The 14,866-nt window shown below is 63.1% G+C and carries 13 protein-coding genes and 1 pseudogene; 5 read left to right on the top strand and 9 right to left on the bottom strand.

Features of this window, described 5'->3' with window-relative positions; translation table 11 throughout:
- Window positions 1-26 precede the first annotated feature (26 nt).
- Window positions 27-443 (bottom strand): TIGR03667 family PPOX class F420-dependent oxidoreductase, encoded by a 417-nt coding sequence (locus JGU71_RS14875; protein WP_199704911.1) that lies wholly within the window; start codon window positions 441-443, stop codon window positions 27-29.
- A gap of 231 nt (window positions 444-674) precedes the next feature.
- On the opposite strand from JGU71_RS14875, the gene JGU71_RS14870 reads away from it, so the two are divergent.
- On the top strand, window positions 675-4,646 hold the full coding sequence (locus JGU71_RS14870) for a Pls/PosA family non-ribosomal peptide synthetase (RefSeq protein ID WP_199704910.1): 3,972 nt from the start codon (window positions 675-677) through the stop codon (window positions 4,644-4,646).
- Window positions 4,643-5,962: a M1 family metallopeptidase gene (locus JGU71_RS14865; RefSeq protein ID WP_199704909.1), complete on the top strand. Its 1,320-nt coding sequence runs from the start codon at window positions 4,643-4,645 to the stop codon at window positions 5,960-5,962. Before JGU71_RS14870 ends, JGU71_RS14865 begins: the two co-directional genes overlap by 4 nt.
- A 5-nt stretch (window positions 5,963-5,967) precedes the next feature.
- On the opposite strand, the gene JGU71_RS14860 is transcribed toward JGU71_RS14865, so the two are convergent.
- The 5 genes and pseudogenes from JGU71_RS14860 to JGU71_RS14840 all read right to left on the bottom strand — a co-directional run bounded on the left by JGU71_RS14860 (window position 5,968) and on the right by JGU71_RS14840 (window position 7,873).
- Window positions 5,968-6,165, bottom strand: a complete 198-nt coding sequence (locus JGU71_RS14860) for a hypothetical protein (RefSeq protein WP_199704908.1) — start codon at window positions 6,163-6,165, stop codon at window positions 5,968-5,970.
- A 109-nt stretch (window positions 6,166-6,274) separates the two neighbouring features.
- The gene (locus JGU71_RS14855) at window positions 6,275-6,730 is read right to left on the bottom strand and encodes a DUF2752 domain-containing protein (RefSeq protein WP_199704907.1); all 456 of its coding nucleotides are present in this window, start codon (window positions 6,728-6,730) and stop codon (window positions 6,275-6,277) included.
- 36 nt (window positions 6,731-6,766) lie between these two features.
- A pseudogene (locus JGU71_RS14850) lies at window positions 6,767-7,219 on the bottom strand (RDD family protein); the annotation flags it as partial.
- A gap of 12 nt (window positions 7,220-7,231) precedes the next feature.
- Window positions 7,232-7,471 (bottom strand): hypothetical protein, encoded by a 240-nt coding sequence (locus JGU71_RS14845; protein WP_199704906.1) that lies wholly within the window; start codon window positions 7,469-7,471, stop codon window positions 7,232-7,234.
- Window positions 7,472-7,573: 102 nt separating this feature from the next.
- A complete protein-coding gene (locus JGU71_RS14840; RefSeq protein ID WP_199704905.1) occupies window positions 7,574-7,873 on the bottom strand; it encodes a trypco2 family protein in 300 nt (99 codons plus the stop codon).
- A gap of 184 nt (window positions 7,874-8,057) precedes the next feature.
- On the opposite strand from JGU71_RS14840, the gene JGU71_RS14835 reads away from it, so the two are divergent.
- Entirely contained in the window at window positions 8,058-10,433 is a 2,376-nt protein-coding gene (locus JGU71_RS14835) for a lysylphosphatidylglycerol synthase transmembrane domain-containing protein (RefSeq protein ID WP_199704904.1), read from the top strand.
- A gap of 102 nt (window positions 10,434-10,535) precedes the next feature.
- The gene (locus tag JGU71_RS14830; RefSeq protein WP_199704903.1) at window positions 10,536-11,741 is read left to right on the top strand and encodes an amino acid deaminase/aldolase; all 1,206 of its coding nucleotides are present in this window, start codon (window positions 10,536-10,538) and stop codon (window positions 11,739-11,741) included.
- A gap of 13 nt (window positions 11,742-11,754) precedes the next feature.
- Here the strand turns inward: JGU71_RS14830 and JGU71_RS14825 are convergent, their stop codons facing one another.
- Both JGU71_RS14825 and JGU71_RS14820 read right to left on the bottom strand, forming a co-directional pair.
- On the bottom strand, window positions 11,755-12,456 hold the full coding sequence (locus JGU71_RS14825) for a hypothetical protein (protein ID WP_199704902.1): 702 nt from the start codon (window positions 12,454-12,456) through the stop codon (window positions 11,755-11,757).
- Between the two features lie 42 nt (window positions 12,457-12,498).
- Window positions 12,499-13,158 (bottom strand): hypothetical protein, encoded by a 660-nt coding sequence (locus JGU71_RS14820; RefSeq protein ID WP_199704901.1) that lies wholly within the window; start codon window positions 13,156-13,158, stop codon window positions 12,499-12,501.
- A 157-nt stretch (window positions 13,159-13,315) separates the two neighbouring features.
- Between JGU71_RS14820 and JGU71_RS14815 the strand changes: the two genes are divergently transcribed.
- A complete protein-coding gene (locus JGU71_RS14815; RefSeq protein WP_199704900.1) occupies window positions 13,316-14,143 on the top strand; it encodes a PIG-L deacetylase family protein in 828 nt (275 codons plus the stop codon).
- On the opposite strand, the gene JGU71_RS14810 is transcribed toward JGU71_RS14815, so the two are convergent.
- Complete coding sequence (locus JGU71_RS14810; protein WP_199704899.1) at window positions 14,125-14,532, bottom strand: hypothetical protein; 408 nt, start codon at window positions 14,530-14,532, stop codon at window positions 14,125-14,127. The two genes, JGU71_RS14815 and JGU71_RS14810, sit on opposite strands and share 19 nt — an antisense overlap.
- Window positions 14,533-14,866 lie beyond the last annotated feature (334 nt).

Genomic DNA, 14,866 nt, shown 5'->3' with positions numbered 1-14,866 from the left:
CAGCCAGGAAGTTCACGGATCGATGATCACCAACCGCGCAGCTTGTCCGGCTCGATCCGAACGAGCACCGAGTAGTCGGCGCGAAACTTCTCGGGCGTGTAGTCGAGCCCGACGATGTCGTTTGCATATTTCGCGACGTAACGCTGCCATTCGGCGTCGGTCGGTCCGGTGTCGTCGACCCGGGCGATACCGGTGAACACTGCCACCGCGCCACCCTGGGCGCTGCTGTTGAAGTTCAAAGCCACCGCTGGATTGCGACCGATGTTGGCGAGCTTGCCGACACCCGGCTGGCTGAAGACGAGAAACTCCGTTCCCGACCACAGAAACCACACAGGGGTCGGGGCGGGTGTGCCCGTCTTGCCGACCGTCGTCAACCAGATGACGGTTTCGGCGTTCAGCCGGCCCGTCACCTTCTCCGAGATTTCCGATACGTCGAGCGCCATCTGAAGCTCCTTCGTCGACTCCCACGAGACCACTGTGTGGCACAACACAGGACACGGCCGCGATCTTCCTTTGCAGCGCAGCGAACCGCATGGCCTGGCGTTAGCCTGAGACCGGACATTCGACACCGTGTCGAGAACGCGCGCCGTTCACCTGTTGGAAAGACAACCGTGGGATAACGAGTCTGCGCGTGGACCCGATACGCGGGTTCGCTCGATACGAAGGTAGGCCGGTTGTCTCTCCAGTCTCGCGACGCTGACCCGACGCAGCAGCAAGAGCCGCAGGATGCTGCACTCCTGGCACAGGTGCCGAGTGCGTACCTGCGCTCCTCCCTCGCTGCGGACGAGCGCACCCTCGTCGACGTCGTGACCGCCACCGCTGCCGAATTCCCCGACGCGCCCGCCATCGACGACGGTTCAGTGAGTCTCTCCTACTCCGAATTGCTCGAAGCGATCGACGAGGGCGCGCATTGGCTCGACAGCGCAGGCGTTCGGGCGGGCGACCGGGTCGGCGTCAGGATGCCCTCGGGGTCCTATTCCCTCTACGCCGCGATCCTGTCGATCCTCTCGGTCGGTGCCGCCTACGTCCCCGTCGACGCCGACGACCCCGAAGAGCGGGCTGAGTTGGTGTTCGGCGAAGCCGAAGTGACGGCGATCATCACCGAACACGGAATCGAGTCGAAGCTCTCGCCCGAGGAGTTGACACAGCGCGAGAGCGACCCGAACAGAACGAAACGACGTCCGACGCCGGACGACGACGCCTGGGTCATCTTCACATCGGGATCGACGGGCACACCCAAAGGTGTTGCTGTCAGCCATCGCAACGCTGCAGCATTCGTCGACGCCGAGGCCCGGCTGTTCCTGCAGGAGGCGCCGATCGGCCCCGGCGATCGGGTGCTGGCGGGACTCTCCGTCGCATTCGACGCGTCCTGTGAAGAAATGTGGTTGGCGTGGCGCTACGGAGCCTGCCTGGTTCCGGCGCCGCGCGCGCTCGTCCGAAGCGGCGTCGACCTCGGACCATGGCTCGTTTCGCACGATGTCAGCATCGTGTCCACGGTGCCGACGCTCGCCGCCCTGTGGCCGGCCGAGGCACTGGAAGCGGTGCGGCTGTTGATCTTCGGCGGTGAAGCATGCCCACCGGATCTTGTCGAACGTCTTGCCGTGGACGGTCGTGAAGTGTGGAACACCTACGGACCCACCGAGGCCACCGTCGTCGCGTGCGCCGCGAAGTGCGTTGCCGGTGAGCCCGTCAGCATCGGTCTGCCGCTCGACGGGTGGGATCTCGCCGTCGTCGACAAGTACGACCACCCGGTCGCCGACGGCGAGATCGGTGAACTTGTCATCGGCGGCGTCGGTCTCGCCAGGTACCTCGACGCCGAGAAGGACGCCGAAAAGTATGCTCCCATGCCAACTTTGGGCTGGCAACGCGCCTATCGCAGTGGCGATCTGGTCCGTCTGGAACAGACTGGATTGATGTTCCAGGGCCGTGCCGACGACCAGGTCAAGCTGGGCGGACGCCGTATCGAACTCGGCGAGGTCGACGCCGCTCTACAGAACCTGCCCGGCGTCGCGGGTGGCGCGGCCGCCGTCCGCACGACCGGTGCGGGGCACCAGATTCTGGTCGGCTACGTCGCCAGCGCCGACGGTGACTTCGACATGAAGGCGGCGCGCGAGCGTCTCGCCGTGCAACTGCCTGCTGCTCTCGTGCCTCGTCTTGCGTTGCTCGACGAGCTACCGACCCGCACCTCCGGCAAGGTGGATCGCGCAGCGCTGCCGTGGCCGATCCCAGGTTCGGGTCCCGATGCAGCCGACCATGGACTGACCGGAACGTCGGAATGGGTCGCCGGACTCTGGTACTCGATCCTCGGCGCCGACATCACCGGCCCGGACGACGACTTCTTCGACGTCGGTGGCGGATCGCTGGCAGCGGCGCAACTCGTCACAGCCCTGCGAGAGCGCTTCCCCAAGGTGACGGTCGCCGAACTCTACGATCATCCTCGGCTCGGATCCCTTGCCGACATGCTCGACGAGTTCGCACCGACCGTCGCGACGGAACCACGAACCGTGCGACCGACGCCGCGGCGCTCGCAACTGCTGCAGGTCGCTTGCACGGTCCCGCTCACCACACTCACCGGGCTGCAGTGGGTCACCTGGCTCGCCATCGTGGCCAACGTGTTTTCCCACATCAACCCGGTACTTCCGACCCTTTCGTGGTGGTGGGTCACGCTCGGCTTCGTGCTCTTCATAACCCCGATCGGGCGGATGGCCATCTGCGTCGTCGGTGCACGGCTACTGCTCCGAAACGTGCAGCCGGGTACCTACCCACGCGGTGGCAGCGTGCACCTGCGACTGTGGATCACCCAGCGGTTGTCTGAGGCGAGCGGTGCCGAGAACCTCTCGGGCGCACCCTGGATGGTCCCCTATGCCCGCGCACTCGGCGCGAAGATCGGACGCGGGGTCGACCTGCACACCTTGCCGCCGGTGACGGGCATGCTCGAACTCGGCGACGGTTGCTCGGTCGAACCCGAAGTGGACCTCTCGGGACACTGGATCGACGGCGATGTCGTCCACATCGGTTCCGTCAGCATCGGTCCCGGCGCGGTGGTCGGTGCGCGATCGACTCTGCTCCCCGGTACCAGGATCGGCCGCAACGCCGAGGTCGCTGCGGGGTCGGCCGTCATCGGCAAGGTAAAGGCCGAACAGGAATGGGCCGGCTCGCCCGCGGTGAAGGTCGGCAAGGCAGGGCACGCGTGGCCCGATCAGACCCCACCTCGCGCACCACATTGGGTCATCGTTTTTGCGATCACGTCGTTCGCTCTTGCGGGCATGCCGATCTTCGGTCTGGCAGCGGGTGTCGCTCTCATCGGCTGGTGGATCTCGGACGCGGACACGCTCGCGTCGGCAGCCGCGCAATCGTTCGTCATGCTTCCCCTCGCGACCATTCTGAGCATGGTCGTGTTCGCGCTCACGACGTTGATCGCGGTCCGACTGCTCGGCATCGGGCTGACCGAGGGCCACTATCCGGTTCGCAGCCGCGTCGGCTGGCAGGTCTGGGCGACCGAACGACTGATGGACTCCGCGCGGACCTTCCTGTTTCCCCTGTACGCGAGCCTGCTGACCCCCGGCTGGCTGCGTTTGCTCGGCGCGAACATCGGCGACGGCGTCGAAGCGTCGACCGTCCTGCTCCTGCCGAAATTCACGACCGTTGCCGACGGCGCTTTCCTCGCCGACGACACGATGATCGCAAGCTACGAACTCGGCGGCGGCTGGCTGCACATCGCGGAAGCGAAGGTCGGCAAGCGCGCATTCCTCGGCAACTCCGGCATGACCGCGCCGGGGCGAAGAGTTCCGAAGAACGGCCTCGTCGCAGTGCTGTCCGCAGCGCCGTCGAAGGCGAAAGCTGGGTCGTCGTGGCTGGGTAGTCCTCCTGTTCGACTGCGCCGCGCAACCAACGAGGCGGACGATTCCGAACGCACCTTCGACCCGCCGCGCAAACTCAAACTTGCGCGTGCGGCCGTGGAGACGTGCCGTCTGATCCCGATGGTCGTCACGTTCGGGATCGGACTCGGTGTGCTGTTCTCCCTTGCCGCGATCGCCGCAGCCGCCGATTACTGGGTTGCCGCCCTGGTCAGCGGCGTCGTGCTACTCGTCGCGGGAGCGATAGCGGGAACCTGTGCCGTGATCGCGAAATGGCTCGTGGTCGGCAGAATCTCCAACGTCGAGCATCCACTGTGGAGTTCTTTCGTCTGGCGCAACGAGGTGTCGGACGCGTTTGTCGAGACGGTCGCAGCACCATGGTTTGCCCGCGCTGCAACGGGTACTCCGGTTCTCAATGTGTGGCTTCGCGCACTCGGCGCGAAGATCGGACGCGGCGTGTGGTGCGAAACCTATTGGCTCCCTGAGGCTGATCTCGTGACGCTCGGTGACGGCGCAACTGTCGAGCGGGGGTGTGTCGTGCAGACTCACCTCTTTCATGATCGGATCATGGCTATGGACACGGTGACGATCGGCGCGGGCGCGACCCTCGGTCCGCACTGCGTCGCTCTGCCTGCCGCTGGTATCGGCGACGGCGCAACCGTCGGTCCGGCGTCACTCGTCATGCGCGGCGACACGGTGCCACCCTCTACCCGCTGGCAGGGCAATCCGATTGCACCATGGAATGATTCGCCTGCAACCGAACCGACCGAACGGGGTGATGGTCGATGACGAAGTTCTACGAAGAGCCGATCGACCCCTATATCCCACAGAACGGGAACCGCGGTTTCCGGGTTTCTCGATACGAGCTCGAACTGCACTACAGAGTCGCGAGCAACAGACTTATGGGCAAGGCCTCGATCACGGCTGTCACCACCGACGTCAGGACGAAGTTCACACTCGATCTGTCCCAGAGCCTTTCGGTGTCGAAGGTCTTCGTCAACGGCGGCAAAGGGGCCAAGCACCAGCATCAGCGCGGCAAGCTGATCGTCACGCCGCAGGATCGAATTCCGGCAGGCGGTGTGTTGTCGATCGTCGTGCACTACGGCGGAACCCCGAAGCCGATCCGCGGGCTGTGGGGCACGGTCGGTTGGGAGGAACTCACCGAAGGCGCGATCGTGGCAAGTCAGCCGAACGGCGCGGCTTCCTGGTTCCCCTGCGACGATCACCCGAGTTCCAAAGCGAGCTACCGGATTTCGATCACGACCGATTCGCCGTTCTACGCGTTGGCGAACGGCACGCTGCTGCGCAAGCAGACCAAGGCCAGCCAGACGACGTGGGTGTACGAGCAGACCGAACCCATGGCAAGTTACCTCGCGACGATTCAGATCGGACGCTACGAACGCCGCCGGGTCGGGCAGAAGCCAGTGCCGATGAACGCCGTCATTCCGACGAACCTCAGAAACGCCTTCGACCACGATTTCGGTCGTCAACCGTTGATGATGTCTGCCTTCGAGCGGATGTTCGGTCCGTATCCGTTCAGCGGCTACACCGTGGTCGTCACCGACGACAAACTCGAGATCCCGATCGAAGCACAGGGCATCTCGATCTTCGGCTCCAACCACTGCGACGGCAGGCGCGGCGCCGAGCGGTTGGTCGCGCACGAACTCGCCCACCAATGGTTCGGCAACAGCTTGACGATCAAGGCGTGGAAAGACATCTGGCTCCACGAGGGTTTCGCGACGTACGCCGAGTGGCTGTGGTCGGAGGAATCCGGCGGACCGACAGCCGAGCAGTTGGCAAAGGCAGCGCGGCACAACCTTTCTCGGCTGCCCCAGGACATCACGATCGGCGATCCGGGTCCGGAATTGATGTTCGACGACCGCGTGTACAAGCGGGGCGCCTTGACGTTGCACGCGTTGCGCCTTGAACTACGCGACGAACGTTTCTTCGAACTGCTCCGCACCTGGACCACTCGGCATCGCCACTCCTGGATCAGCACAGACGAATTCACAGATCTGGCAGCACATTTCACCCACATCCCGCTGCATCCGCTGTGGGACCAGTGGCTCGGCGAGAAGGTGCTGCCGGAACTGCCACCCAGGTAAGCGAGTTACGGCACCCAATACTTGGCTGCCAGTTCTTCGATGATGGGGTCGTCGTCGGCGACCTCGTCGAGGACAGCGAGATCGTTCTCCAACACGATCAATCGGGGGTCGTCGCCTTCGGCAATGTCGGCTGCATCGCCACCGTCCTCGGCTATCTGGCGGCGCAGCTTTGCTCGCAACCGTTCTTTGAGCGAATCGGTCATTCGTCGTCACCCTTCCGAAAGACCTGCCGGGCAACCGGTATCAGTGCGACAAGCGCGCCGACGAGGACGATGATCGACACGATTTCGAGAAGCATGGGTACTCGTCTCGTCAGGCCGGTGCGAGCCAATGGCCCCACGGCGTATTTCGAAAAACGGTGAAGACGATCAGGAAAACAATCACCGCGATCGTTGCGGGCTTGTGCAGCACGATCATTCGACCCGAGTCGCCTCGCAACCTTCGGCGCACCCACAGCACCCAGGCACCGACGAGCACCACAAGCAGCGGCAAAGCGATCACATTGCTGGACAACGATCCGAGCAGATCACCGTTGGTCAGGTCGTTGACGGCACGCATCCCGCCACATCCGGGACACCACAATCCGGTCAGGTAGTGGAACGGGCAGATCCCGTACGAGTTCTGCACATGCGGATCGCGAAAATGGAGCAACGCCACAGCACCGACCCCGACGCCTGCCACGATCGCGGGTGTGAACAACGCTCGCGATCGGGCAGGCCTGCCGACGCTCGAGTGCGCAACGGCATGGTTCGGGGTACGGGACGTCATGGAGTTCGAGCTTTCGCTGTGATCGATACGTCAAGCCTACTGAGTCTTGAGAACGACCGACTTGATGATCATGTCGTGCCAGGTCTGCTTCTTCTGATCCCACAGTGGCCACAGGAAGTCGAGGAAGCACAGGCCGCCGAGAACGGCGAGCAGGATCCAACGAAGGATCGCGCCGCCGACGCCGAGCGGCTGGCCGCTTGCCTCGTTGACGACCTTGATGTTCAGCCACTTCTTGCCGAGGGACTGGCCGGTCTTGCCTTGGCGGAAGCCGAGGTTCCACACCGCAATCGCCAGGCCGACGACGGCTCCGAGGAAGATCAGTCCGATGCCGAGTCCAGCGCCGCCTGAATCGACGTCGTCGACGGTGGTGTAGCCGTAGCTGTCGGTCGAGGTCTCGGCGCTCGAGAAGAGCACGACGTAGCCGATGATCATGATGATCGTGCCGGGCAGGGAAACCAGCGCATCGAGGATGTAGGCGAGGACGCGTGATCCCCATGATGCTTAGTTGCCTGCGCCCGGGTACTGGCCCCCAGGAGCACCGAAGGCACCGGCGTACTGCGGTTGTCCGTACTGCGGTTGCCCGTACTGCGGTTGTCCGTACTGCGGGGGCTGCTGACCGTACTGAGGCTGCTGCGGCTGACCGTACTGAGGTTGTCCGTACTGCGGTGGCTGCTGGCCGTAATTCGGCTGCTGCCCGTACTGGGGCGGCTTGTTGGGATCTGGGTTCTGGGGGTAGGACACTGCGACGCTCCTGATCGAAGTACGAGGGCGCCCTAGCGTAACCGGACCGAGCTCGAAAAGGCCGGGTGAGAGTCCATTTCGGCGCCCATCACACACGCTGCGTCACGCGCGGCGGTGTCGTGCGCCTTTCAATGGCAATCCGTTGTCCCGAAGCTGCAGTTGTAGCGAAATTCGATGGATCGGCGCGGTCGCGACAGTTGCGTCGTCGTTCACTGTCGTGAGACCGAACTCCAGACCGTCGGGGGCGGAGTCGCTACCGCGTAGCTGGAGAGCCAACTCGACTTCCAATTTGCCGTAGGAGAAGGAGACCTGCTCGTCCCGATTCTTCGCTTCCGACTCGATCAACTGCCGTTTCAGCACTTCGAGCGCGTCGGAAAGCCCGACCCAGTTTTGATCCGCCATTCTCACCCTCCCGACATAACCCGACCGTTCTATATGTAATTGCCCGTGCAATCAGGGATCAGGTACAGCTATTGTGCGTGCTCAACAATGGCACGGCTGCGCAAAGTTCGCTCGGCGACGACGAAGAGAGGCTGAATCGACGACCTCGGCTGATTGCCGGGTTACCCGCGATAGGTTGACCGACATGCGAGTCGATGGGCGGGAGATCACGGTTGCAGGGAGCCTGCTGCAACCATTGATCCGGCGGACGAGCGATATCGTTCGCGTAGCACTGTCGGGCCTGTTCCTCGTCACCGTCGTCGCGGGTTCGCTGATCACACGCAATCAGTGGGATGCGCTCGAGACGTCGGTATCGAACATCGTCGGAGTGCTCACACCGGATCAGTCCAATCTGGTCTACATCTGCTACGGCATCGCAATCCTCGCCCTGCCGTTCGCGATCCTCATCGGCCTGATCGCGAGCAGGCAGTGGAAACTGCTCGCCGGCTACGCGACTGCCGCAATCGTGGCGGGACTTGCTCTTTCGATCACAGACTCCGGATTGTCCCTCCCCGACGTGCATCTCGGCGTTCCCGAGCGACTCGATACCTTCCTCGGCCAGTTCCTCGACGACTCACGGTGGATCGGCATGCTCGCCGCCGTGCTCACGGTGTCGAGTCCGTGGCTGCCCGCGCGGTGGCGACGCTGGTGGTGGGTACTGCTGTTTGCGTTCGTACCGATCCACCTCGTGGTCAGCACCGTTGTTCCTGCCAGGTCGATGCTCGGACTGTCGGTCGGTTGGTTCGTCGGCGCGATGATCGTTCTGGTCGTCGGGACACCCGCTTTGGAGGTCCCTCTCGCGCAGGCGGTTCGCCTGCTCGCCCAACGTGGTTATGTCGTAACCGGATTCACAGTGTTGAGGCCGGCCGGACCTGGTCCGCTCGTGTTGTCGGCCGCACGGGAGGTGCCACACGACAATCTGATCGTCGACCTCTACGGACAGAATCAGCGCAGCGGCGGCGCACTGCGACAGTTCTGGCGCTGGCTGACTTTTCGCAAAAGCGAAAGCGCACCCATACACACGTCGCTGCACAGGGCGGTCGAGCACAGGGCTTTGATGGGGATCGCGATCGGCGATCTCGGACTTGCAAGTAGCAAGCCTGTTGCCATTGCCACGCTCGGACGTGGCTGGGAGCTGTACGCGCAGAGCCCTTTACAGGGAAGAGCGATCACGGCCGACTCGGACGACGAGCTTAGCGACAACATCTGGCGTTCGCTTGCCGTGCTGCATGCCAACCAGATCGCACACGGTGACCTACAACTCTCCAACCTTAGGATCGAAGACGACACAGTACTTTTCGGAGGTTTCGAAGTATCCGAACTCGGTGCGTCGCAAGCACAACTGCAGTCCGACATCGCGCAACTGCTGCTATCGACGTCAGCATTGTGTGGCGCCGAGCGCGCTGTGCGAACAGCGATCGACATATTCGGCTCGAAAGCTGTTCTGACAGCGTCACGGCGGCTGACCAAAGCCGCCATGCCATCTCGTATTCGAAACTCGGTACAAGAGGCCGGTGCTGCGCTGACCGCACTACGCGACGAGGTCGTCGTACAGACCGGCACCGACGAAATCAAGACCGAACAGGTCACCCGGTTCAGCCGCAATCAGATCATCCAGTTGGTACTGCTGATCGGACTTGTCTACGTCGCGTACCCGTTCATAAGTTCGGTTCCGACGTTCTTCAGCCAGCTCAAAACGGCCAACTGGCTGTGGGCGCTCCTCGGCCTCGGAGTCTCGGCAATGACGTACCTCGGTGCTGCGGCCGCGCTCTGGGCCTGCGCGTCCGGGTTGGTCAAGTACCGGAATCTCGTGATCATGCAGGTGGCCAACACCTTTGCGGCCACCACGACCCCCGCAGGCGTGGGCGGACTCGCACTGAGCGTTCGCTTCCTGCAGAAGGGCGGACTTGGCACTGTTCGCGCGACTGCCGCTGTGGCACTGCAACAGTCGGTTCAGGTAATCACCCATGTCGGACTGCTGATCTTCTTCAGCATCGCGGCCGGGACATCGGCGGACCTCGGGCATTTCGTTCCCGACCCGACCGTGATCTTTCTGATCTGCGGCGCCGCCCTTGGGGTGGTTGGGACGTTTATGTTCGTCCCCAAACTTCGTCGATGGCTTCGCTATTCGGTACGCCCACAGGTCAAGGAGGTTTTCGGCGAATTGGTCGAATTGGTCCGCGACCCCAAGCGTTTCGCCGTGATCTTTCTCGGTTGCGGCGCAAAGACTCTCGGTGCCGCGCTGGTGCTGTGGGCGAGCATCGAGGCGTTCGGTGGCGGCACGACGTTCGTGACCGTCACAGTCGTAACCATGATCGGCGGCACTCTCGCGTCGGCAGCACCGACACCAGGCGGGGTCGGCGCTGTCGAGGCCGCACTGATCGGTGGACTCGCAGCTTTCGGACTTCCTGCCACGATTGCGGTGCCGTCGGTGCTGCTCTACCGGGTGCTCACCTGCTGGCTACCGGTCTTCTGCGGCTGGCCGACGATGCGGTGGCTGACCAAGAAGGACATGATCTGATCCCCGACGCCTTCGCCGCCGGGTCCCTTCTACAACGCACCGTTGTGAATTGGTTCGACATGCCTGTTTCACTCCCAGACCGATACCACTGACACTGGAACCATGACCCGCGCGATCACGGCCTCGAGCACCCAATACGACCGGCTGGAACGCGCGTGCGCAGACCTCGACGGACCTTTTGCCGTCGTCGACCTCGATGCCTTCGACACCAACGCTGCCGACCTCGTTCGCCGCGCAGGTGGCACTCCCATCCGCGTAGCGAGCAAGTCGATACGGGTGCGCGCGCTGGTACAGCGCGCGTTGGACAGCTCACCCGAATTTCAGGGCGTCCTCGCATTGACGCTCCCCGAAGCGCTGTGGTTGGCGAAGGAGGGTTTCGAGGACATCGTCGTCGCGTACCCGTCCACAGATCGGGCTGCACTCGCGTCGTTGGTCGGCGCGGGCGGTCGGATCACGGTCATGGTCGACAGCGTCGAGCATCTCGACCTCATCGAAGCAGCCGGCGCCAACGCCGCGGAGCCCGTGCGGGTGTGCCTCGAACTCGACGCGGGCCTGTGGCTGCTCGGCGGGCGGATCAAACTCGGGCCTCGCCGGTCACCGCTACACACTCCTGCCGACGTGGTCGGCCTTGCCGAGGAAGTTCTGCGTCGGCCGGGTCTGCGCCTCGTCGGACTGATGGGCTACGAAGGTCAGATCGCCGGGGTCGGCAACAACGTCGCAGGCGCGCCGCTCACCAATCTGCTGATTCGAGGCATGCAACATCTGTCTGCGCGCGAATTGGTCTCTCGCAGAACCGAAACCGTCGAACGCATCCGCGCGTTGACGCCGCTGGAGTTTGTAAATGCGGGCGGAACGGGAAGCCTGGAAACGTCATCGGCCGAACCCGGCGTCACCGAGGTCGCAGCCGGTTCGGGGCTTTATGCGCCGCGCCTCTTCGACACCTACGCCGGATTCCATCCAACCCCTGCCGCGTTCTACGCACTTCCGATCGTGCGTCGTCCAGGCAAAGGTGTCGTCACCGCTCTCGGTGGCGGATATGTTGCGTCCGGCGCAACAGGACCCGATCGTTTGCCGCAGCCGGAATACCCTTCGGGCCTGCGACTAGACGCACGAGAAGGCGCAGGCGAAGCTCAGACGCCGCTACTCGGCGAGGCTGCCGACCGACTGAAGATCGGCGACAAAGTATGGATGCGGCATGCCAAGGCCGGCGAACTGTTCGAGCGCTTCGACAGCGTTCACCTCATTTCCGGCGAAGCGATCGTCGACGAGGTCCCCACCTACCGCGGCGAGGGGCACGCGTTTCTCTGAGGTAGTCGGGCGACTACTTCGCGTCCTCGACCTTGCGAACCGCAGCCGCGAACAGGTCGATGAACGCCTGTGCATCCGGCGTCCCCTCGCTGATGTTCACGGCGTTCACCAGCACCGTGACGCCGCGGACGTTCGCAAAGCCTTGGTACGAGCCTCCCTCGATCGGCTCGCCCTCTCCGATCGACGTTTTCGTCGAACTGCCGTATGCGAGCACGTTGTCACCCTGCAGATCGTCGGGTAGCTCGAGCTTCTTGTTGCTGTTGACGACGACGACCGACTTACCCTCGGTCACAAATTTTTGGGTGGTTTCCGCGCACGGATCGGTCGTGGCAGCAGCCAGCTTGGAGAGATCCTGTTCACGGTCGATGATTGCTTCGAAATACAGCGTCGACTCGGCGAACGCGGCGATCACTGACGCCTCGTTCAACAGGTCCTTCGTTGCACCCGCAACATCCTTCTCGCTGGACATACACTCGGCCGGATCGATCTCGGCGGTCTCGAGGAGCTTCGCCTGCTCGTCGGACTTGGCCTGCAGATCCGCCGCCGTGATCGGCTGCACCTTGCTTCCCTCTGGGAACTCCGCTTCGCTCAGCAGCATTTCTTCCCGAGGTGTGCTGGGGTTATCCGAATCGGACTCCGACGACCCACCGCAGCCGGTGAGTAGGAGCATTCCTGCGGCCAGACCGACAACAGTTCTCGTAGTAAACGAGCGCATCGAAATCCTCCGGGTAGTAATTGTCAGCTGACGTCGAACCAGCTATTTCGCGTTCTCGACCTTACGCACTGCTGCGGCGAAGAAATCGACGAATTCAGCGGTGTCAGGCGAACCGCCGTCGAGGTCAGCAACACTCACACCAACGGACATTCCTCGGACTACGGCGAACCCTTGGTATCTGACTTCGTCACGCGGTGAGTCCGAACCGAAAGTGATCGTGGTCTTGCTGCGGATCGCAACCACGTTGTCGCCCTGAAGATCGGATGGAAGGTCGATCTTCTCGTTGCGAGTCACACCGGCAACGGCAGTGCCACCGATATCGAACTTTTGAGTGGTGTCTGCGCACTTATCGCTAGTCGCGTCGGACTGGCTCCCGAGATCGAACTCGCGATCGGCCACTGTTGTCGTGTAAATCGTCGAATCCGTGAGAGCCGCAGCAACCGAGGCATCTTCGTAGAAGCCTTTCATCGTGGCAGCGAGGCCCAACTGTCCGGTCGCACACTCCGGCGGCGTAGTCACGGCGCGCTCGAGAATCTCGGCGAACTCGCTGGCTCCATCTTCGAGTTGCTCTGTGGTGATCGGCTGCATTTTGCTGCCCGCCGGGAACTCCGACTCACTCAGGAGCAACTCGTCACGCGGGGAAGCAGGCTTGCCGGAATCCTGCGCGGCCGTTGACCCGCAGCCGGATACGACGATAACCACAGCGCAGCATATGGACGCGCACGCCAAAAAGTTGATTGACCGCTTCAAAAGATTCCCCCAAGCATTTCGTCGTCACCCCTCCGATGAACGAGCAGGCTGAGCGTAACCGACACCGCTTTTGCACTGCGTCAATGCCGCCATCAGGCAAGATGACCGAGTGTCGACTCTGGTTTTTCTCCACGCCCACCCCGACGACGAAAGCTCGCTGACGTCCGGATCGATGGCTCGTGCGGCCGAGGAAGGTCATCGTGTGGTCGTCGTCTACGCCACCAACGGTGATCACGGCGAAGTCCCGGACGATCTTGCACCCGGGGAGTCCCTCGTAGATCGCCGCCGCAAGGAAGCCGACGCGTCCGCAGCCGCAACGGGAACACACCGTGTCGCCTGGCTCGACTACGTCGATTCGGGCATGACCGGTTGGGTGGAGAACACCGCGCCCGAGTCCTTCCTGCAGGTCGATCTCGACGAAGCTGCCAAACGACTGGTCCTCATTCTCGACGAGGAAGACGCCGACATTCTGATCGGCTACGACTGGCACGGCGGTTACGGCCACCCGGACCACATCAAGGTGCATCACGTCGCCCATCGAGCAGCCGAGCTCGCCGCGCGGAAGCCACGGGTGCTAGAGGCGACGTCCAACCGCGACCGGATGCGGATGTGGCGCGACCTTGCGAAGGCATCGGGTACCGAATCCGAATTCGATCCCGATGGGCCGATGGACGACGGAAACCCAATGGGCACACCCGAATCCGACATTCACTGGCAGGTGGACGTGTCTCCCTACATCGGTCACCGACGCGCGGCAATGCAAGCCCATGCCAGCCAGGTCACCGATATAGGAATGTTCATGGCGATGCCGCCCGAGATGTTCGCGGGCGCATTCGGGACGGAGTTCTACATCGAACCGGGTCGGCCGGCAGGAATGGTGGACGGCTGGTTTCTCGACGCCACGGATGGTTACCTGTCTCAGGACGGGCAGAGCTGATCGATCCACTTCTCCATGGCGTCGTTGTACTTGTCGTAATCCGGGTCGTCGAACTGAATGCCACCGGTTTCGACGAAGTGGTCGATCGCAGCCTTGGCCGAGGCAGGCGGATCGTAGCTCTCGAGCACATCCGCCGCCTTCTGCGCGTCTTCCTTGGTAGTGGCAACGAAGAGGTCGAGGTTGGCGTCGGTCACTTCGACGCACCCATTCAGGTCGAGCGGCGTCACTGCTTCGTCGTCCGAAGCCGACTCGTCCTCCGATGACGTCGACGCGGCGGACGAGGTCTTGCTCGACTCCGCCACGGGTGAGCCCGTCTTCTCGTCGGCGGAACAACCCGGAACCATCAGCGCCGCAGCCAATCCGGCAATAGCAATCCATCGACGGGACATACGGCACTCCTCGGAGGAAGCCGCCGCCAGCTGCGGCAGATTTCAGGGAAGCTAACACAGAGTTTGCGGATCCGTCCGACGAATCGGTGTCCTGCTACTACGGGTGTGTGCAGTGTTAACACTCGTTGGGAACGAACCGATTACACCGCCCAACTACGCAACGCGCTCCCGCACTGCGCAGCGCGTCCCGGCACTGCGCAGTTCCGTCTCAGACCCCGAAGCCAGCGAGCGAAGCGAGCCAGTGTCACGGCGAAGGGGTCCACGCGAGCTGGACTGACGACGGCGGGAGCGGAGCGACCAGAGAAGGAGGGAAGCGCGCGTGACTTAGACCCCG

It is taken from the genome of Antrihabitans stalagmiti, from assembly GCF_016482825.1.
Taxonomy (GTDB): domain Bacteria; phylum Actinomycetota; class Actinomycetes; order Mycobacteriales; family Mycobacteriaceae; genus Antrihabitans; species Antrihabitans stalagmiti.
The sequence above is the reverse complement of the archived record's forward strand: the minus strand, read 5'-3'. Positions and strand labels throughout refer to the sequence as shown.

What these genes read in the sequence shown, in the direction of transcription:
- JGU71_RS14875 (WP_199704911.1), bottom strand. Translation starts at nt 443, where the DNA reads ATGGCGCTCGACGTATCGGAAATCTCGGAGAAGGTGACGGGCCGGCTG.
- JGU71_RS14865 (WP_199704909.1), top strand. Translation starts at nt 4,643, where the DNA reads ATGACGAAGTTCTACGAAGAGCCGATCGACCCCTATATCCCACAGAAC.
- JGU71_RS14860 (WP_199704908.1), bottom strand. Translation starts at nt 6,165, where the DNA reads ATGACCGATTCGCTCAAAGAACGGTTGCGAGCAAAGCTGCGCCGCCAG.
- JGU71_RS14855 (WP_199704907.1), bottom strand. Translation starts at nt 6,730, where the DNA reads ATGACGTCCCGTACCCCGAACCATGCCGTTGCGCACTCGAGCGTCGGC.
- JGU71_RS14840 (WP_199704905.1), bottom strand. Translation starts at nt 7,873, where the DNA reads ATGGCGGATCAAAACTGGGTCGGGCTTTCCGACGCGCTCGAAGTGCTG.
- JGU71_RS14835 (WP_199704904.1), top strand. Translation starts at nt 8,058, where the DNA reads ATGCGAGTCGATGGGCGGGAGATCACGGTTGCAGGGAGCCTGCTGCAA.
- JGU71_RS14830 (WP_199704903.1), top strand. Translation starts at nt 10,536, where the DNA reads ATGACCCGCGCGATCACGGCCTCGAGCACCCAATACGACCGGCTGGAA.
- JGU71_RS14825 (WP_199704902.1), bottom strand. Translation starts at nt 12,456, where the DNA reads ATGCGCTCGTTTACTACGAGAACTGTTGTCGGTCTGGCCGCAGGAATG.
- JGU71_RS14810 (WP_199704899.1), bottom strand. Translation starts at nt 14,532, where the DNA reads ATGTCCCGTCGATGGATTGCTATTGCCGGATTGGCTGCGGCGCTGATG.